Below are 17,998 nucleotides of genomic sequence, written 5' to 3' on the forward strand. Positions count from 1 at the left end.
CACACGTACGGTTCCCCGCCAAGGGCGGGGAGGCCGGGGCCGCGTCAGCCATGGGCCGTGAGCGGGAGCCGCAGCCTGAGCTGAAAGCCACCGTCGGGCATCGAACCGGTATACAGCCTTCCGCCCAGCAGCGCGGCCCGTTCCTGCAAACCGACGAGCCCGTGGCGGGCGCTGGGCAGGGCGAGTGTCGGCCGGGTGGGCCGGGTGTTGGTGACCGTGACGGTCAGGTCCGTGTCGTCCCGGGTGATGTCGATGGTGACGCCGGCGCCGGGCGCGTGCTTGCGCACGTTGGTCAGCGCTTCCTGGATGGTGCGGTAGATGGCGCGCTGCACCGGCGGCTCGAGGTCTTCGGGGGCGTCCCCGACGAGGCGGGCATCGAGCGCGCTGTTGTCGATGAGCCGGCGGAGGTCGGTCAACGTGGGCTGAGGGGTGAGCTCGGTCGCCGGTGTACCGGAGGCGCGCAGCAGGTTCACCATGTGCCGCAGCTCGTCGAGCGTGTTCACCGACAGTTGCCGGACATTCTCCGCCCCCGCCTTGACCGCGGGGTCCGTGGTGCTGACCTTCATCGCGCCCGCCTGCACCGCGATGAGGCTCACCTGATGCGAGACGACGTCATGCATCTCGCGGGCCAGCTGGTTGCGTTCCTTGGCCAGGACCGCCTGGGCGTCCAGCCGCCGCTCGTGCTCCCTGGCCTGTTTGACTTCGTCCAGCCGCAGGGCCAGCTCACGCCGGCTGTGCAGGAACCGGCCGAGAAGGATCGGCGCTCCCGCGGTCATGGTGAAGTAGATGACCCCGACCAGCATCTCGGTTCGCCAAAACTGCGGAGCGACGTCGAGCAACGGGAAGGCGACGCTTCCCGCGGTGACCAGCCAGCAACCCGCGAGCAGCCACCAGCTCCGGTAGCGGCCTGCCACGGTGTACAGCGTGACTATCGCCGCGACGATCGCGCCGGAGAACACCACAGCGGGCAGAGTCACCACGAAGGACGTCAGCGGCCAACGCTCGCGCACCAGGACCCCGAGCATCGCGATCACGTACAGGGCGAGAGCGGTCGACGACTCCTCACTGATCGCTGTCAACGCTCCCTCGACCACGGCGGCCACGATCAGCACGGCGTCGAGAAGGGTGGTGCGAAGTCTCTCCGTCATGCTCACCGCTCCCCGTCCGCGAGCAGACCGGCGCGCTGGGCCACCAGCGCCGCCTGCACCCGGCTGCCCACCCGCAGCTTGGTCAAGATCGCGCTGACGTGGTCCTTCACCGTGCCGACGCTGAGGTTCAGGTGGATCCCGATGTCGGTGTTGGACATCCCGTCGGCGATCAGCACGAGGACCGCGCGCTCACGTTCACTGAGCAGGTCGAGCTGCTCCGCCGCCGAACTCGCGTCGGAACCCAGGTGGCCGTCGACGATGGTACGGGTGACCTTGGGCGAGAGCACCACGCCACCGACGACCAGGGCGCGGACCGTCTCGGCGAGCTGTTCGGGTCCGGTGTCCTTGACGATGAAGCCCGCCGCGCCCGACCGCAGCGCCATCGCGATGTACTCGTCCGAGTCGAACGTCGTGAGCATGGCCACGACGGGAGGATTCTTGAGGCCACGAAGCCGGCGGAGCACGGTGAGCCCGTCCACGTCCGGCATCCGGATGTCCAGTAGCACGACGTCGGGCTTGTACAGGCTCACTTCGCGAACGCCCTGTGCCCCGGTCGGGGTCGCGACGACTTCGATGTCCCCGGCCGCCTGAAGGATGAGGCGGAACCCGGTCCGCACCAGTTCCTCGTCGTCGACGACGACCACCCGGATCACGCCACGCTCCTTTGTGGACTCCGTCTGCCCGGCGCCGCCGTCACCGGAGCCTTGCCGGGCCTGCCGGCCTTGTCTATCCAGGCGAGGGCCACCGCCGAGATGATGAAGGCGAGGTGGATCACCGTCTGCCACAGGATGATCTGGCCGGCGTGCGGTGTGGTCGCGTACAGCGACTGCGCCTGGATGAAGGTCCGCAAAAGGTGGATCGACGAGATGCCGATGATGGCCATGGCCAGTTTCACCTTGAGCACGTTGGCGTTGACGTGCGACAGCCATTCGGGCTGGTCCGGGTGATCCTCCAAGCGGATGCGGGACACGAACGTCTCGTAGCCGCCGATGATCACCATGATGAGCAGGTTGGCGATCATCACGACGTCGACCAGGCCGAGCACGATGAGCATGATCTCGGATTCGTTCAAGGACCCGATCTTGCTGATCAGATGCCACAGTTCGAGCATGAACTGCCAGACGTAGGCGCCTTGCGCCACGATGAGGCCGATGTAGAGCGGTGCCTGCAGCCAGCGGCTCAGGAAGATCAACGCCCCGAGTCTGGGCGCGGTGGTGGGAAGATTCTTTTCCGCGTTCATGGACTTTCGTTCCGTAGTGACTGAATGGGTACCTGCACCGGCGCGAAATCGAACAGACGACGGCCGCGGATGAACTACGGCCGCTCCGGTCCGACACTGTCCGAAGCGGACTTCCGCCAGGGCCGGCTGTACCAGCCCTGCGGTAACGGACGATCTGCCACCTCGCCGTCGGCTCGCGACCGTTCGGCTTCCTCCGGCAACGCGGGTCCCGGATTGAGCTTCATCGCCACCCGTGCCGCGCGAATGTGGTGAAGCCCCTCCAGCGCCGTCTGTTTCGCCAGCCCCGCTTGCTCGACGGTCTTCGCCAGGTCCAGCCGAGAGCAGGCAAGGGTGAACCGCTCGGAAGCATCGGCCAACGCCTGCTTCGCGGGCGCGTTGGTGCCGATCAGATGCGCGACCTGTCCGGCGAGGCGTTCCACCCAGCGTCTCGCGTCGGACAGGGCGTCATCCAGCTCACGCTTCCGGGCGATGTCCTGGAACCGCAGGTAGAGCAGTCCGCACAAGAAGGCGACACCGGACAGCACGATCAAAACGAGCAGAATATTCACGAGAACACTCCAAGGTAAGGCCACACCGGCGACGGGTGGGCGTTCTTGCACCACCAAGGCGATCGTCGGGGCCTACCTGGGCCCGTTTTTGAACACCTGGTCGGCGAAGGCGAGCAGGTAAGGGAGGGCGCCACGGGCCGTATGCCACGTGTGGTCGTAGCCGCGCTGCAAGTGGACGACGGCGCCTTGCCCGCGGGCGTGGAGGGCGTCGGCGATGCGGTTCGCGGTGGTGACATCCGCCGGGGCGCCGGTTCCGGCGGTGAGGATGGCGGCGACCGGGTACGGGAACGGCATGGTGGGCAGGTAGGTCCGTGGCGTGTTGGCGGCGACGAGTGCCGGGTCGGCACCGGACAACGCGCCGTTGTCGGTGGCGTCGTACGGCATGCTGAGCAGCAGCGCGGCGAACTTGTCGGTGTGGTGCAAGCCGATGTTCAACGCGGCGAAGGCGCCACCCGACATGCCGCCCAGTGCCCGGTGGGTGCGATCGGAGACGGTCCGGTAATACCGGTCGATCGTGGTGACGACCGTTTGCGCCAGGTAGGTTTCCAGCCGGGGACCACCAGGGATGTCGAGACCGTCGAGGTCCCGGCCGGGCTCCCCCGCGGTCAGATCGACGGACACGACGATCATCGGAGCGATCGCCTGGTGCAGATAGGCCATGCGCAGGGTCCCAGGCGCGTCACCGGCGCCGAGCCAGTCTTCCGGAGCGGCGGGGAAGCCGTGCACGAGGTAGGTGACCGGATAGCGCCGGTTGTCGTTGGCGCGGTCGTGGTACCCCGGCGGAAGCAACACGAACGTCCGCCCCCGCGGCACGGCGTTGGCGGGATCGGGAACGGCGAGACGCTCGAGGATCGGCGCGTGGACACCGTCGGGAGTGACGAAGCCGGCCCTGCGGGGTCGCGAGTCGGCGGATCCGTCGTCGATCATCTCGCCGAGCGCGCGCAGCGGTCCACCGCCACGCTGGAGCATGAGCGCGAGGTCTCGTGGCGTCCGGACATAGCCGATGTAGCTGTTGGTGGCGGTGACCGCGCCGAGCAGGACACAGCACAGCATGACCGCGATGGCGCTTCGGCGTGCCCCGGCCCGGCCGCGGAACCGGACCGCGAGCATCGCGGCCACGACGGCCAGCGACCCGAAAGTCCCGCAAATCCAAGGGGATTCGAGTGCGCCGGTCGTCTGTGCGTGTTCGACGACCTCGCGAGGGACCGCGGGTACGGAAACACCCAAGGCAGCTCCTTCGGTCGATGGCCGTCAGGTGGGGCCCGGCGGCGGCTCTGGGGTACACGGGGAACGAGCCGCCGCCGGTTGTACCGACGACTGCCGCTACGCGGGGACGACGACAGCAGCCATCGGTAGTTCTTCGGGGGTCACCACTGATCGTCGCCGCCGCCGTGGTCCATCCCGTCGTCCTGTCCGCCGTGGTGCTGTTGCTCGCCTGCGGAGGCCTCGTGTCCGCTGAAGGCTCCGGTGAGCCCGCCGAGCAGCAGACCGCCACCGGCGACACCGGCCGCGGCCGCGGCGGCCGTCTTGAGGAACCCGCCTCCGCCGGGGCGGCCTTGCGGGGCTTCCCCGGCGGCCGGCCCGGTGTCACGGCCACGGCCGAACATGCCCGAGAAGAATCCGCCGCCGCTCTGCGCCGGAGCCTGGCCATACGGGTCCCGCTGCGCCCCATACGGGTCACGGTGATTCCCATACGGGTCCTGGTAAGGCGCGGAACGCTCCAGTTCGGCGATGCGTGTCTTCGCGTTACGCAGGGCGTCCTCCTGCATGAGGACGGCGCCCACCAAGAGGTACAGCGCGTCCGGCTGACCGGCGATCTGCCTGGCGATCAGGTCGGCGACCTCCGGGTCCTTGTGCACCGGCCGGGCCTGGCGAAGTCGGTCGGCGAGGCCGAGAATGAGCTGCCGGTCTTCGTATTCCATGGGATCTCCCTTCCTCTGCCTCAATACTGTGCGAAGCCGGGGGCGTCCGGTATCGGTGACCCGGCCGGAAACGCCCGCCAGGTGGCTGCCCGCGACCAACCGGTCGGCCGCCCGCCGCTCACCCACCGGCACGTCCGAGCCGGGGCATGGACGGCCTACTTGTCCTTTGTGGACAGCAGAGCGCGGGTCAGGCGGTGCCGGTCCAGTAGAGCGGATTGGCGCCCTGATAGGCGACCTTCACCGTCACCTCGGCCGGATTGGCCGGTAGCGCCACGACGAACGCGAAGGTGCGATCCGCGCCAGGAAGGACGTCCGCGGGCAGCTTGTCCCCGATGCCCTTGCCCGCATCGGTGATGCTCACCGATGCGGCACCGTTCGTGGTCGCGGCGAAGGTGAAGGCCGAAGCCTCCAGCGCCTTCTTGGCTGTATTGCGAACGGTGATGGTGAACTTCGCGCCACGTGTCAGTTCCTTCGACCGTTGCGGATCAGCGGGCAGATCGTAGCCGGCGGGTTTGCCGACGGAGATGACGCCGCGCTTGCCTGTCCGCTCCTCGCCGAATTTCATCACTTGCGGGGCCGCGCTCTTCGAGGTGCCGGTCGAACTCGCGGAGGACGACTTGCTCGCCTGGCCTCCACATCCCGTCACGACGAGGCAGGTTGCCACGGCCACGGCGACTGCTGTGCGTCGCATGAATTCTCCCCCGATGTCCGGAACATTGTCTCCCTGGCGACGGTAGGTGAATCCCTGAGCCGAATTCATCGGACCGGCGGCCACTGCCGGCCGACAGGTGGCTGGAAAACGCCATCCGGTCGGCCAGGACGTCCTGTCCGCCTCGCCGAATCCAGCCGATGGACGGGGTGACCCCCGCCAGGTCGGGGATGGCGTCGGGCTTTCACGGCACTCGACACTGAGTCGTCCTGAATCGCCACGAGAGGTTGCGACGGAACAATGCCGGCCCCTTTCCCGCTGGGAACCCCGTGCTGGGTCGAGATCCCCGACCATCGACTTGACGACCACGATGCGGTTCTACCAAGCCGTGTTCGGATGGCGGTACGAACATCGCGATGACAACGACGAGACGGATTACGTGATAGCGACCGTCGACGGCGTGCCCGTGGCCGGCTTGCGGCACAGTCCGAACCTCGCCATCCAGTGGAACCTGTACTTCGCGACACCGGATCTGACGTCGACCCTCACCACCGCGGGACAACTCGGCGCACGGATCACCGAAAGAGCACATGTGGTCCCCGGTATCGGCACCAAATCACTCCTCGACGCGCCTGGCGCCGCATCGATCGGCGTGTGCGAACCGAGCACCGACTGGGATTTTCAAGCAGGCGAACCATCTTCCCTTGGCTGGGCCGAGTACGTGACACATCGACCGCGCCACGCCAACCGCTTCCTCAGCCGGCTCTTCGAGTTCACCCAGAAACGATTCGACTACGGCGACCAGGTCAGGTACCGGGTTTTCCACTCCGCGGGGAACTCGGTCCTCGCGACCGTGGGAATGGAACGAAACACCCCACGACAGGTACCGCCGCGCTGGATCGCGCATTTCGGCGTCCCTGGGCCGCGTCGCCGTCCTCTCCGATCCCCTCGGAACTCGCTTCGCCATCATGGATCCCGCCCCGGCCATGGACAAACGGGCTGACCACGACGAGGACGACTGACTCCAGATCCTTGACATGCCAACCATTCCCGGCCATCCGGTCGGCGGGGACTTCCAGCCGACCGGCGGGCCACGATCGACACCTGCCGGATGGTCCGCGGACCTCGTCGCTGCGACGTTGTGAGTATGTCGCAGATCGAGTCCTCACAAGGATCGCCACCTCCCCCACCGCCCGAACTCGCCGAACCTGCCGGGCCGGTCGAGGCCGGGCCGTCGACGGCGCGGCTGATCGGGGTGGACCTGGCCCGTGCGCTCGCCGTATTCGGCATGTACGCCGTGCACCTCGGACCGGCGCCGACGGCGGTGAGCGGCTTCGGCGGATGGCTGCTGGGCTTGGCGGAAGGCCGGGCGTCGGCGCTTTTCGCCACCCTCGCGGGGTTCTCCCTGATGCTGATCGCCGGACGGCTGGAGCCGAAGACCGGTTTGGCGGGGCGGCAGGCCCGGGCCCGGATCGTGATCCGGGCCGTGATCCTGTTCGCGATGGGTACCCTTTTGGCGATGACCGACGCCGGAACCGTCGTCATCCTCGCCTACTACGGGGTGTACTTCCTGCTGGCACTGCCTCTGCTGCGGCTGCGGGCCAAGACCCTCGCGATCATCGCGGCCGTGCTCGCGGTCTTCACTCCGCTGGCGAAGTTCGGACTGGCGGCTCTGGTGAGCGGGCCGATCATGGAGACCATCAACGCGTACGACCCACTCAAGCGGCTCAGTGAGGTCGGCGTGCTGGACCTTCTGCTCAGCGGGCTTTACCCGACCATCACCTGGATGACATTCGTGGTCGCCGGGATGGCACTGGGACGGGCGGACCTCGACTCCAGCGCGGTGAGGCGGCGGCTGGCCGCGATCGGCGCCGCGCTCATCGCCTTCGGTTACGGAGTGCCCTGGCTGTTGACCCGGTTCATCGACGGCCTTCGGGAAGCCGCGGAGCAGCCATGGGGCCGTGGCGCCGAGAAGGCGGGTTCCGCGGCCGCCAAAACCCTGGGCGAAGGCGCGAAGGCCATGGCCGAAGGCGGGAAATCGATGGTCGAAGGCGGACCGAAGGGGATGGACGGATCGGGCTGGGGGCTGTTGCTGGCCAGGCCGCACAGCTCCTCCACCTTCGACCTGGTGGGCAGTGTGGGCATCGCGATCATCGTGCTGGTGGGTGCGACAGTGCTGCTGAGCCGGCTGTCGTGGCTGCGTCGCCTGATGACTCCGGTCATCGCCGTCGGCACCATGTCGCTGACCCTCTACGTCGGCCACTTCCTGGTAGGGGCGCAGTTCGGGGCCCTCGGCAAAGGCCAGGGCGCGGGGAACAACTCCGCCATGGTGCTGTTCTGGTTCATCATCGGGGCCACCGTCTTCGCCTGGTTCTGGTCCCGCTTCTTCCGCCGCGGACCGCTGGAGTACCTGCTCCACCTCGCCACCAAGGCCGCGAAATTCGTCCGGTGAGCGACCCACTCAACCGAATCCCGTGACTACTTTGGAGTGTGCTTCGTGAGTTTCGCGATCGTTCTGGTCGTCCTGGCCGCCCTCGCCTTCGGGGCCGGCCTGCTCTTCACGCGTTTCCAGGCCGTGGCCAAGAAACGACAGCTGGACGACGCACTGGCCGAGGCGCGCCGCTGGGTGGAACGGCTCGCCGGTCAGGTCATGCATCTGACCGGCACCAACGCCGCGGCGAAGCAGGCTTTGGCGGACGCGTCCGAGCGGTACACCGCCGCGGGGTCGCAGCTGGATCTGGCCCGGACGGTCGAGCAGGCGGGGCTGGCCAAGGAGACCGCGCTGGAAGGGCTCTACTACATCCGCGCGGCCCGGGTCGCGATGGACCTGGATCCGGGGCCCGCGCTCCCGACGGACGCCGAGCGGGCGCGGGCGGGCGCGGTCACGGAGCACCGGAAGGTCGAGGTCGAAGGTGAGACGTACGAAGCCTCACCTCGGCCCGGACACGACACGCCGCACTACTACCCCGGCGGCCAGGTCGCGGGGCGCTCGGTGCCGGAGGGCTGGTACAACCGGCCGTGGTGGAAGTCGGCGCTGATCGGTGGCGCGTGGGGCGCCGGGGCGGCCGTCCTGTTCGGTTCGCTGTTCGTGGGGATGGCGGGTGTCGCGGCGGCGCAGACCTGGCAAGACGGTTTCGAAGCGGGCGGGCAGGACGTGTTCGCTCCGGACGACGTCGGTTTCGACGATGCGTGGGACTTCTGAGCACGATGCGCGGGATCCTGGCGATGGCGCTTATTCTCTTCCCGGTGGTCCGGCGGCGTGTGTAGGAGTGGAATGTGATCCGGGTAGTGGTGGTCGACGACGAGGCGCTGGTCCGTTCGGGATTCCAGTTGATCCTCCGTGCCGCCGGCGATATCGACGTGGTGGCCACCGCGACCGGTGCGCAGGCGGTACGGGAGATCGGGGTGCACAAACCGGACGTCGTGCTGCTCGACATCCGCATGCCGGACGTCGACGGCCTGACCATCCTGCGGCAGCTGCGCGCCCTGCCCGATCCGCCCGTCGTGGCCATGCTGACCACGTTCGACTCGGACGAGTACATCGCGACAGCGCTGCGGTCGGGTGCCGCGGGTTTCCTGCTCAAGGACACCGAACCGGAGCACCTCGCGCAGCTGGTACGGACGCTGGCGAGCGGCGGGGGGGTGCTTTCCCCGAAGGTCACCCGGTCCGTTGTGGACGGTTTCCTCGATTCGGGCGCCGGTTCGGCGGCCGTCGACAGCGTGTCGCGGCTGACCGACCGGGAGCGCGACGTCCTGGTACTGATCGCCGAAGGACTGTCCAATGCGGACATCGGTGCTCGCGTCCACCTCAGCGTCGGCACGATCAAGGACCATGTCAGCGCGATCCTGACCAAGCTCAAGGTGAACAGCCGGGTGCAGGCGGCGCTGGTCGCGCAGCGGGCCGGTTTGCTGCGCGACGGAGACTGACCTCAGCCTTGAGCCACCGGAAGGCTGAGCCGCACCCGGTATCCGCCACCGGGTGTCGGCCCGGCGTCGAGGGTTCCGTCCAGCAGCTCGGCCCGTTCACGCAGGCCGATCAAACCGTGCTGGGCACTCGGCAGGGAAAGCGTCGGCCGGGTCGGCGGGCCGTTGGTGATCGTGACCCCCATGCCGTTGTCGTGGTGCCACAGGTGCACGGCGGCGGTGGCCCCCGGTGCGTGTTTACGCACATTGGTCAGCGCTTCCTGGACGGTGCGGTAGACCGCCCGCTGGGTGGCGGCGTCCACATCGGACGGTAACGCGCCCTCGATCGTGGTCTCGATCCCGCTGTTGGCGACCAGGGCGGGCAGCACGGCGAGCGTCGGCTGTGGGGCGAGATCCGTCGCCGCGCCGCCGGACGCCCGCAGCAGCGCCACCATATGCCGAAGCTCGTCAAGGGTGTCGACGCTGAGCCGCCGGATGGAGGACGCGACGTCCTTTGTGTCCGGACCTGCCGGGGTGACCTGCAGCACCCCGGCCTGCACCGCGATGAGACTGACCTGGTGCGACACGACGTCGTGCATCTCGCGTGCCAGCTGGGCCCGTTCCTTGGCCAGGATCGACTGTTCGATCAGCAGCCGCTCGTGATCACGCGCCTCGTCGATTTCCTTGAGCCGTAAGGTCAGATCCCGTCGCGCCTGCACAAGCTGTCCGAGGACGGCGGGGGCCGCACCCATCAACAACGCGTAGATCGCGTCTATCAGGACGGATCGTCCGGACTCCACGTCGATCTGACCGTTCCACGGCGCGGCGTAACCGAGGATCACGATCAGCGAGCACAACGCCAGAAGCCGCCGATCCCGGGTCTTCTGGGCGACGCTGTACAACGCGACCAGGACGGCGACGACCGAATACGAGAACGCCAGCATCGGCAGGGTCAGCGCGAAACTCACGAACGGATGACGACGCCGGATCAGGAGCGCGAGGATCGCGACACCGGAGGCCACCGTGGAACTCATCTCGGCGTGTTCGAGGCCGAGCCACGCGTCCACCACGGCCAAGCCGATCAGCGCGGCGCTCTCCGCCCACGCGGGAACGCGGTACCGGGGCGTCACGGGGGCGCCTGTTCGTTCATCCACCGGGCCATTATGGTCTTCCGCCACCACGGCGGCGAAAACTCACCCACTGCGCGCGCGAGGTCCATCCGCCGGGTGGCTGGTCCATCCCCGCCGACCGGCCGGTCGTTCCGGCCCACCGTCCGGTTGTGGGTCCGGTTCCCCGCTCTGTCCATGGTGGACCGAACCTGCGCCGCTTACCGTGGAAACCAGGCCACAGTTCGGACAAGCGAGCGGGAGTAGTCACCGGAATGAACACAGTGCTGGATTGGGATTTGGTGCGCGGGGCCGTACCGGCCACCGTCACCATGGCCGGTCTGGCCGCCGGTGCCGTACTGCTGTTCCGGCGGGATCGCCGATGGTGGACCCGGACGGTGCCGATCGTCGCGACCGCGTGCACCGTGGTGACCTTCGTTGCCTGGCTGATCGTCGACGTGCTGTGGAAGCCCTTTCCCGATCCTGTTCCGCGGAGCGTGATCGCGTGGATCGGCGTCGCGCTGGGCGGGGCCGGGCTGGCCATCGCGTGGCAACCGCGGCGCCGGTGGTCGCTGCGCGGTGTCGGCGCTCTCGCCGGCGTCGTGGTGGTGCTGGCCGCCGGAGCGAACATCAACGCGCACTTCGGGCACTACCCCAGCCTGCGGGCGGCCTTCGAACTGCCGCCCGCCAACGAGGTCCCGTTCACGAGCGTCGGCCTGGCGACCGGGACACCCCTTCCGCGGTCGCCGGAGCGGGCGCTGCTCGAAGGCTGGCAGCCGCCGGCCACGATGCCGAAGAACGGTGTGGTGACCCAGGTGTCCATTCCCGCGGCGACGTCGCACTTTCCCGTGACCCGGAAGGCGTATCTCTACCTTCCGCCCGCCTACCGGACCTCGCCTCGTCCCTTGCTGCCCGTGCTGGTGCTGCTCCACGGGCAGCCCGGCGGACCGCGTGACTGGATCGACGGCGGCCAGATCGCGACGATGATGGACCGCTTCGCCGCGGCGCACCGGGGAGTCGCGCCGGTCGTCGTGATGCCGGACGCCACCGGTGATGCCTTCGGGAATCCGCTCTGCCTGGATTCACGCCTCGGCCGCGCCGAGACCTATCTGGCCGGGGATGTTCCCGGCTGGGTCAAAGCGACACTGCAGATCGATCCGGACAACAGGAAGTGGGCCGTGGCGGGTTACTCCTACGGCGGGACATGCGCGCTTCAGCTCGCCCTGCGCCGGCCGGGCACGTTCCCCACCTTCGTGGACATCTCGGGTCAGGACGAACCGACCCTCGGCTCACGGGCGAAAACCGTCGCTGACGCGTTCGACGGGGACGAGAACGCGTTCCGCCGCTTCACCCCGATCGACCTGCTCGCCCCCCGCGGGTACCCCGGATCCGCGGGTGTCCTCAGCGTCGGCAGGTCCGACTCGGTCTTCCTGCCGCAGCAGAAGCGTGTCTTCGAGGCCGCGCGGCGCAACGGCATCGCCGTGACCTGGCGTGAGACACCGGGTTCGCACAACTGGCAAGCATGGTCCGCGGGGCTGAGCGATTCGCTCACCTGGCTGGCGGGCCGGATGGGACTGGTCAAGCAGTGAAGGCATGGCTCGGCAAACTCGCCCGGATCCCGCTGGGCGTCCCCTTCACCACGACGTTGGTGCTGCTGCTCTGGCTGATCGGGTCGCTCACCGGGAGCCTGTCGTCCGGACCGCCCGGTGACCTGCTGGACAAGATCGGTTTCGGCTTCGACCCCTGGCTGCGTGGGCAGTGGTGGACGCCGTTCACCTCGATGTTCTGGTCCGGTGGGCTCGCCAAGTACCTCGGGAACACCCTCCTCATCGCGGCCTTGTGCGGCTTCGCCGAACGGCGGATGTCGACCCTGCGGACCCTGTCGATCTTCCTGATCACCCAGGTGCTGGGCACGACGGCGACCGCGGTGATCGTCATCGGGTCGGGTGCCGACGAATGGTGGTCCACCGATCTGCTGTCCGCGGTCGAGGTCGGCCCGTCCGCCGGTGCCATCGGCGTCGCCGTCGCCGCGACCTCCGCGCTGACCGCCGTCTGGCGGCGACGTCTGCGCCTGCTCCTCCTGCTGGCCGTGGTCATGCTCGCCCTGTATGTCGGCTCCTTGACCCAGCTGTCACAGGTTTTCGCGGCATTGCTCGGGCTCGCGCTCGGCATCTTGGTCGTACGTGAACGCTCGGAAGCGCCGTCAGCGCCATCCCGGGGAGAGACCCGGCTCCTGGTCGCCTTGACCGTGGCGGCGTCGGCGGTCGGCCCGCTGGTCGCCGCGGTGTCGCAGACCGCGAGCGGTCCCCTTTCGGTGTTCCAATATCTCTTGGTCGGCTCGCAACCGGATCTCGCCTTCGTGGATTCCTCTTGTGCCGATCCCGGCGCGCTGGTGGAGTGCCGCAGGCTGCGCGCCGAGGTCCGCATGAGCGGTCTCGGCTCCGTCTTCATGTCGGTCGTCCCGGTCGTCCTGCTGCTGGTGCTGGCCGAAGGGCTGCGCCGGGGCCGGAAGTTCGCCTGGTGGGCCACGATGGTCTTGAACGTCGCACTCGCCGGGCTCGGCGCCGTGCTGATGACATCCTATGTGGACGAGCCGCTGCCCCGGTCCACGGCGGACTGGGTGCAGACGCTCGCCCCGCTCCTGCAGCCGATCGCCATCCTCGTACTGCTGGCGCTGACCAGGGCGAAGTTCGACGTGTCGGCGCCGCGAGGCACCTACCGCGCCTTCGCCGGCCTCGCCGCCAAGACACTGCTGGTCTGCGCCGTCATCTACGTCTGGGGCGCTTATCTGCTTCGCGGCCAGTTCGAACCCACGGCGACGATCGGCGGGATCCTCACCGATCTCCCGACCCGGTTCGCCCCGCCCGGCTACCTCGGCGCCATCGAAACGGCCGTGCTGCCCAACGGCGGACTGGCGACGATGCTGCACCAGTGGATCGGCGTGCTCTTCTGGCTCGTCGTCCTCGCCGGCGGGCTGATCACGTTCCGGAAGGCCATCGTCGAACGACGCGCGGCCGACCGCGACCGCGCCCGCGCGCTGCTCGAGGCCCATGGCGGCACCTCGATGTCCCATATGATCACCTGGCCGGGCAACGATTACTGGTTCACGCCGGACGGCGAGGCCGTGATCGCCTACCGCGTCATCTCCTCGGTCGCGCTCACCACCGGCGAGCCGGTCGGCGCTCTCGCCGCGAGAAGCGCCGCGGCACAGGAGTTCTCCCGGTTCTGTACCCGGAACGGCTGGACTCCCTGCTTCTACGGCATCACCGACGACCTCCGGCAGGACCTTCCGTCGTGGAACTCGGTACAGGTCGCGGAAGAGACCATCGTCCCGCTGGAAGGCCTGGAGTTCAGGGGAAAGAAGTGGCAGGACATCCGGACCGCGATGAACAAGGCGAAGAAGTCCGGCGTCACCGCCGAATGGGTGTCCTATGTGGACACACCGCCCTGGATGTCCGGCCAGATCAAGGCGCTGTCCAGGGATTGGCTGGCGGACAAGGGGCTGCCGGAGATGCGGTTCACCCTCGGCGGCCTCGACGAACTCGCCGATCCCGACGTCCGCTGCCTCGTCGCTGTCGACGACGAGCAGCGTGTCCACGGCGTGACGAGCTGGCTCCCGGTCCGCGACGAAGGGCGGATCGTGGCCTGGACACTGGACTTCATGCGCCGCGGCCCGGACGCGTTCGCCGGTGTGATGGAGTTCCTGATCGCGTCCATGGTCGTCCGCTGCCGCGATGAAGGCGCCGAGTACCTGAGCCTGTCCGGCGCGCCGCTCGCGCGGCTCGACCAGGACGAGCGGGCCGCTCCCCTGCAACGGCTGCTCGACGTCGTCGGCAAGACACTGGAACCCGTCTACGGATTCCGGTCACTGCTGGCGTTCAAGGCCAAGTTCCAGCCCACCTATCTCCCGCTGTACATGGCCTATCCGCGGGTGGCGGCGTTGCCGAGCATCGGCAACGCCATCGCCAAGGCGTACCTGCCGAGGATCACCTCCGGACAGGCGTTCCAGCTGATCAGCAAGGTGATCAGCCGCCGCTGAGGCGCGTGGGTCGTGGCCGGTTTGCGGTGCAGGCCGTCGCAAGCAGTCTCCACGCTCGGTCTCGTTGACGAGGAACTCGGGCACGACGGGCACGATCCGCGCGACCATGTGGGAATCTGGACACTCAACGTCCCGATTCCCACATCGTCAAGCCCGCAGCCGCGAAACCACCACCTCACGCAGATCAGGCGTAAGTAGGTAAATACCGGTCCGCTCTAACGGCACTCACCACTCACGACCAGGGCCACGCTGGTGCGTCAGCCCGGATGGGAAACGTACCGGTCTCCCCAGTAACCGGCGAAGGACACCGGCTTGCCCGCCATGTCCCAGCCGAGGAGGTTGTCCTCCCCCGTGCTCACCAGCAGGTCCCGGATGACCCGCGTCATCGGCCCGGGATGGACCCCATGCCAGGCGTCCCGGTTGTTGTAGGCGACCTGCCACTCGTCCGGGTCCGCCGGTCCGGTGATCCACCAGAACGTGCCCCCCGCGCCGTTGTCACCCCAGGGATAGAGCCCGCCGGGCTCCGGGAACAACCGGTACGGGACATCCCGCAGGTAGCCGAGGTCCTCGTCGCCGAAGATCTCCAGCAGCTGGGCGTTCTCGTCCTTGACGCTTGCGCAGTCCTCCGCGCTCTGGCACGGATTCGACACGGTGATCACATCGCGGAAACCCCCGGAGGGAAACCTTGTGAGCAGCTCCTTGTAGTCGCCGGGAAGCGGTGTCCCCAGCTCGCGTTCGACGGTGGCCCAGTCCAGCTCCGGCCGGAAGTGCCCGGGCCGCCAGCCGACGAGTTCGCAGATCTCGTCGACATACGACCGTTTCGGTGCTTGTGTCATGTGTTCTCCTGGTCGCCGTCGGGCCGTCAGGCCGTCCGGAACGCGGGACAGGTCTCCTTCGCGAGGTTACCGGTGGGGACGTTCTCGATCTTCGCGAAACACGTCGCCCCGTTCGAAGAGATCGCCTCGATGAAGATCCATCGCGGCATCGCCGACAGCGTTCTCCACCCGTTCGACGTCGAAGAGGTCGACCGTCGACCACTGGCTGACGATGTTGTCCACCAGCACAGAACCATGCGGCCTCGCCGGGACCAGATGTCCCTTGTGGACATACTTGCCGTTCAGTTTGGCGGGAGCCTCCGGAGGTCCCACCGGTGCCGCCGGTTCCCTTGATCGCGCCGTGGTCACGTTCGCGCACACGATGCCGCCGGTGGTGCCGTCGTGCATGCGGGACAAAATCATACGCATATGCGTATCATCTACGGGTGCAGCCCTTTTTGGCCGCGGTGAGACGAGGAGTGGGCATGATCAGGAGCAAGTGGATCGCCGGTCCGGCGGCGGGTGTCACGGGAGACGTGCTCGTCAGCGTCACCGAGTTGACGCTGGACGACTTCCGGCGCACCCCCGGCGCTTACCGGGCGGGCTATGCGCTCAGCCGCGAGTGGCCGCGGCTGCCCGGCGCGGTCGGCCAGTGGCTGTGGGCCGAACCGCTGCGACGGCGACTGGGATCGGTCTCGGTCTGGCGTGACCGCACCGGCCTGCGCGGGTTCGTCGGGCTCCCCGCCCACGTCGAGATCATGCGGAAGTACCGCGATCTCGGCACCACCCGCGCGACCACCTGGCACACCGCCGAGGTCGATCCGCCGGTGATCTGGCGGACGGCGGCTCGGTGGTTGGCCGAGCGTTCCGTGTCCTCCTGAAGCGCCGGTTTCCCGGTCAGAGCGGCTCCATATAGGACCGATCGGACCAGTCATCGTCCTCGTCGTCGTCACGAGGTCTCCGCTCCGGTGGGGCCGGAGCCTGCCGCAGGGCGGCCAGCTCCTCCAGGTCGGCGACGGCGTCGTCCACGTCCAAAGTGGCCAGTTCATCGACCTGCCGTTCCAAGGACGACCACGCGTCCGCGGCGAGCCGTTGCCGATCCTCGGCCGGCAGTGCGTCGATGATCTGCCACCAGCCCCGCGCCTCCTGGACGAACTCGTCCAGGACCGGGCGGTGGGCCAGAAGTTCGTATGCCTGCCTTCGTCCGGCCAGCACCTCCGCGGCGAAGTCCCCGGCGGCGCCACCTGTCGCCGCCAGGAGCCGCATGGCCGTCTGCCGCGCCCGTTCCCCCTGCTCGGAGTCGAACGGATCGGGCATCGCGTGTCCGCCCGTCACAGCAGCACCCGCTTCTTCTTGGCGGGGCACTCGGCGTCCCGATGCTCGTAGCCCTCCGGCCACTGCGGCGGATCGCCCATGGCTTTGAGGGCTTCGATCAGTTCGTCGATCGCCTGCTCCCCCGCGAACATGTGGGCCAGTCCTAGCGCGGCGCTGATCAGGGTCTGGATGGCTCCGACGACTTCATCGAAGGACAGCACCAGCTGGATGATGTCCTTCAGCTCGCCGTCCTTGAACACGTCGATGAGCTTGCCGACACGGCCGAGCTCGGACAGCACTTCGCTGATCACCTCCGCCACCCGGACCCCTTTCTCCAGCCCGAGTTTCTTGCCCTTGGTCAAGATCAGCAGCGCGATGTCGATCGCCGAGCTGTAACCGTGCCTGATCTCCTGCATCAGGTGGTAGGCGAGCTTCGAAAGCACCTGGATCGCCACGCTCGCGCCCCGGAAGTACTGCGCCAGTCGGACCACACTGGCGCGGTAACCGGTCAGCCAGTTCTTCGCCCGGTCGGCACCCTCCCCGGTCCAGGGCTCCTGGATCCCGAACCGGCCCTGGTCGATGTTGGCCGCGATGTTCTCGAAGCCCGCGGCGGCGTCGGAGTAGACCAGCGCCTGCCGCTGCAGCACACTCCAGTCGCCGACGAGCAGGTCGGCGATCATCGAGATGAAGTCCTTCTCGGAGCCGGTGAGCGTCTTGATCAGCTCGGCGACGTCGCCCAAGGACCCGCCGAGATCGAGCAGTTCCTCGGCGGCCTTCTCGGCCTTCACCGGCCACCAGTCCGGATTGGTGAGCTGCGCCGGGTCAGGGCCGCCGTAACCCACCGGGACGGCGTCACGGAACGACGCGGCCCCGGCCGGGTCCCGGACCTCGTCCGGCGGCACACGCGCGGCGTCCGGCTCCGGATTGATCCGGTCCAGCAGTTCCGCCGCCCGCGCGTCCACCTCGGTGTACCAGTGCGCCACACAGCGCAGTTCGTGGCCGGCGCCCGCGGCGAGGTCGGCCGCGAACCGCGACTGGTTCAGCGCCGTGCGCTGCCACTCGTCCAGTGTCGGCCAGGCGACGGCCAGGAAACCGTCACCGCTTCCGGCGCCGCCCCCTTCGGCGAACACGCGGTCGAACCACAGGCGATAGGTGTCCGCACCCCCGCTTGCCCGCAGGACCAGGTCACCCAGCTCCCGTACGGCGGCCGGCTCGACCGAGAAACCTTGCCCCACTCGTCCCCCTCGTGCTCCGAAGTACCTCTTCGACGTCGCTTGAGTTTGACAGGTTGCAGCAAAATGTCACATCACTGGA

General features: G+C 68.2%; 18 protein-coding genes. 6 read left to right on the top strand and 12 right to left on the bottom strand.

From position 1 onward, the window contains the following. Nucleotides 1–44: 44 nt before the first annotated feature. The 7 genes from SD37_RS23325 to SD37_RS23355 form a co-directional block, all read right to left on the bottom strand. On the bottom strand, nucleotides 45–1,148 hold the full coding sequence (locus SD37_RS23325; protein ID WP_044854902.1) for a sensor histidine kinase: 1,104 nt from the start codon (nucleotides 1,146–1,148) through the stop codon (nucleotides 45–47). Between the two features lie 2 nt (nucleotides 1,149–1,150). After that, nucleotides 1,151–1,801, bottom strand: coding sequence for a response regulator (locus tag SD37_RS23330; RefSeq protein ID WP_044854901.1), 651 nt, complete (start codon nucleotides 1,799–1,801; stop codon nucleotides 1,151–1,153). Further along, nucleotides 1,798–2,388: a TIGR00645 family protein gene (locus SD37_RS23335; RefSeq protein WP_083255059.1), complete on the bottom strand. Its 591-nt coding sequence runs from the start codon at nucleotides 2,386–2,388 to the stop codon at nucleotides 1,798–1,800. The genes SD37_RS23330 and SD37_RS23335 overlap by 4 nt, the downstream gene beginning before the upstream one ends. A 74-nt stretch (nucleotides 2,389–2,462) precedes the next feature. Continuing rightward, the gene (locus SD37_RS23340) at nucleotides 2,463–2,936 is read right to left on the bottom strand and encodes a hypothetical protein (RefSeq protein ID WP_065912941.1); all 474 of its coding nucleotides are present in this window, start codon (nucleotides 2,934–2,936) and stop codon (nucleotides 2,463–2,465) included. A 72-nt stretch (nucleotides 2,937–3,008) separates the two neighbouring features. Continuing rightward, a complete protein-coding gene (locus SD37_RS23345; RefSeq protein ID WP_044854900.1) occupies nucleotides 3,009–4,163 on the bottom strand; it encodes an alpha/beta hydrolase in 1,155 nt (384 codons plus the stop codon). Nucleotides 4,164–4,303: 140 nt separating this feature from the next. Continuing rightward, nucleotides 4,304–4,858, bottom strand: a complete 555-nt coding sequence (locus SD37_RS23350; RefSeq protein ID WP_052675082.1) for a DUF2076 domain-containing protein — start codon at nucleotides 4,856–4,858, stop codon at nucleotides 4,304–4,306. Between the two features lie 187 nt (nucleotides 4,859–5,045). Next, a complete protein-coding gene (locus SD37_RS23355) occupies nucleotides 5,046–5,549 on the bottom strand; it encodes a hypothetical protein (protein ID WP_145926710.1) in 504 nt (167 codons plus the stop codon). A 1,105-nt stretch (nucleotides 5,550–6,654) separates the two neighbouring features. On the opposite strand from SD37_RS23355, the gene SD37_RS23365 reads away from it, so the two are divergent. From SD37_RS23365 to SD37_RS23375, 3 genes are all read left to right on the top strand, one after another. Then, nucleotides 6,655–7,959, top strand: a complete 1,305-nt coding sequence (locus SD37_RS23365; protein WP_044854897.1) for a DUF418 domain-containing protein — start codon at nucleotides 6,655–6,657, stop codon at nucleotides 7,957–7,959. A gap of 45 nt (nucleotides 7,960–8,004) precedes the next feature. Beyond that, nucleotides 8,005–8,709 carry a hypothetical protein gene (locus tag SD37_RS23370; protein ID WP_044855052.1) on the top strand — a complete coding sequence of 235 codons (705 nt, stop codon included), beginning with the start codon at nucleotides 8,005–8,007 and terminating at the stop codon, nucleotides 8,707–8,709. 74 nt (nucleotides 8,710–8,783) lie between these two features. Continuing rightward, the gene (locus SD37_RS23375; RefSeq protein WP_083255060.1) at nucleotides 8,784–9,434 is read left to right on the top strand and encodes a response regulator; all 651 of its coding nucleotides are present in this window, start codon (nucleotides 8,784–8,786) and stop codon (nucleotides 9,432–9,434) included. Between the two features lie 2 nt (nucleotides 9,435–9,436). On the opposite strand, the gene SD37_RS23380 is transcribed toward SD37_RS23375, so the two are convergent. Next, nucleotides 9,437–10,564 carry a sensor histidine kinase gene (locus tag SD37_RS23380; RefSeq protein ID WP_236725092.1) on the bottom strand — a complete coding sequence of 376 codons (1,128 nt, stop codon included), beginning with the start codon at nucleotides 10,562–10,564 and terminating at the stop codon, nucleotides 9,437–9,439. 227 nt (nucleotides 10,565–10,791) lie between these two features. Here SD37_RS23380 and SD37_RS23385 point away from each other — a divergent pair, with 227 nt between their 5' ends. Both SD37_RS23385 and SD37_RS23390 read left to right on the top strand, forming a co-directional pair. Next, on the top strand, nucleotides 10,792–12,105 hold the full coding sequence (locus SD37_RS23385; protein WP_065912944.1) for an alpha/beta hydrolase: 1,314 nt from the start codon (nucleotides 10,792–10,794) through the stop codon (nucleotides 12,103–12,105). Next, nucleotides 12,102–14,555, top strand: a complete 2,454-nt coding sequence (locus SD37_RS23390; protein WP_044854893.1) for a rhomboid family intramembrane serine protease — start codon at nucleotides 12,102–12,104, stop codon at nucleotides 14,553–14,555. Before SD37_RS23385 ends, SD37_RS23390 begins: the two co-directional genes overlap by 4 nt. A 257-nt stretch (nucleotides 14,556–14,812) precedes the next feature. On the opposite strand, the gene SD37_RS23395 is transcribed toward SD37_RS23390, so the two are convergent. Together SD37_RS23395 and SD37_RS23400 are read right to left on the bottom strand one after the other, a co-directional pair. Further along, nucleotides 14,813–15,391, bottom strand: coding sequence for an SMI1/KNR4 family protein (locus SD37_RS23395; protein WP_044854892.1), 579 nt, complete (start codon nucleotides 15,389–15,391; stop codon nucleotides 14,813–14,815). A 66-nt stretch (nucleotides 15,392–15,457) separates the two neighbouring features. Then, nucleotides 15,458–15,799: a hypothetical protein gene (locus tag SD37_RS23400; RefSeq protein ID WP_145926711.1), complete on the bottom strand. Its 342-nt coding sequence runs from the start codon at nucleotides 15,797–15,799 to the stop codon at nucleotides 15,458–15,460. A gap of 56 nt (nucleotides 15,800–15,855) precedes the next feature. On the opposite strand from SD37_RS23400, the gene SD37_RS23405 reads away from it, so the two are divergent. After that, on the top strand, nucleotides 15,856–16,251 hold the full coding sequence (locus tag SD37_RS23405) for a hypothetical protein (RefSeq protein WP_044854890.1): 396 nt from the start codon (nucleotides 15,856–15,858) through the stop codon (nucleotides 16,249–16,251). 16 nt (nucleotides 16,252–16,267) lie between these two features. On the opposite strand, the gene SD37_RS23410 is transcribed toward SD37_RS23405, so the two are convergent. Together SD37_RS23410 and SD37_RS23415 are read right to left on the bottom strand one after the other, a co-directional pair. Continuing rightward, complete coding sequence (locus SD37_RS23410; RefSeq protein WP_236725093.1) at nucleotides 16,268–16,687, bottom strand: hypothetical protein; 420 nt, start codon at nucleotides 16,685–16,687, stop codon at nucleotides 16,268–16,270. 14 nt (nucleotides 16,688–16,701) lie between these two features. Next, nucleotides 16,702–17,919 carry a hypothetical protein gene (locus SD37_RS23415; RefSeq protein WP_044854889.1) on the bottom strand — a complete coding sequence of 406 codons (1,218 nt, stop codon included), beginning with the start codon at nucleotides 17,917–17,919 and terminating at the stop codon, nucleotides 16,702–16,704. Nucleotides 17,920–17,998 lie beyond the last annotated feature (79 nt).

The organism is Amycolatopsis orientalis (genome assembly GCF_000943515.2).
Lineage (GTDB): Bacteria > Actinomycetota > Actinomycetes > Mycobacteriales > Pseudonocardiaceae > Amycolatopsis > Amycolatopsis orientalis.

Excerpts from the sequence above, each read along its gene's own strand:
- SD37_RS23395 (WP_044854892.1), bottom strand. The coding sequence starts at position 15,391 with ATGACACAAGCACCGAAACGGTCGTATGTCGACGAGATCTGCGAACTC.
- SD37_RS23400 (WP_145926711.1), bottom strand. The coding sequence starts at position 15,799 with ATGCGTATGATTTTGTCCCGCATGCACGACGGCACCACCGGCGGCATC.
- SD37_RS23410 (WP_236725093.1), bottom strand. The coding sequence starts at position 16,687 with ATGCCCGATCCGTTCGACTCCGAGCAGGGGGAACGGGCGCGGCAGACG.
- SD37_RS23350 (WP_052675082.1), bottom strand. The coding sequence starts at position 4,858 with ATGGAATACGAAGACCGGCAGCTCATTCTCGGCCTCGCCGACCGACTT.
- SD37_RS23355 (WP_145926710.1), bottom strand. The coding sequence starts at position 5,549 with ATGCGACGCACAGCAGTCGCCGTGGCCGTGGCAACCTGCCTCGTCGTG.
- SD37_RS23325 (WP_044854902.1), bottom strand. The coding sequence starts at position 1,148 with ATGACGGAGAGACTTCGCACCACCCTTCTCGACGCCGTGCTGATCGTG.
- SD37_RS23335 (WP_083255059.1), bottom strand. The coding sequence starts at position 2,388 with ATGAACGCGGAAAAGAATCTTCCCACCACCGCGCCCAGACTCGGGGCG.
- SD37_RS23365 (WP_044854897.1), top strand. The coding sequence starts at position 6,655 with ATGTCGCAGATCGAGTCCTCACAAGGATCGCCACCTCCCCCACCGCCC.
- SD37_RS23385 (WP_065912944.1), top strand. The coding sequence starts at position 10,792 with ATGAACACAGTGCTGGATTGGGATTTGGTGCGCGGGGCCGTACCGGCC.
- SD37_RS23405 (WP_044854890.1), top strand. The coding sequence starts at position 15,856 with ATGATCAGGAGCAAGTGGATCGCCGGTCCGGCGGCGGGTGTCACGGGA.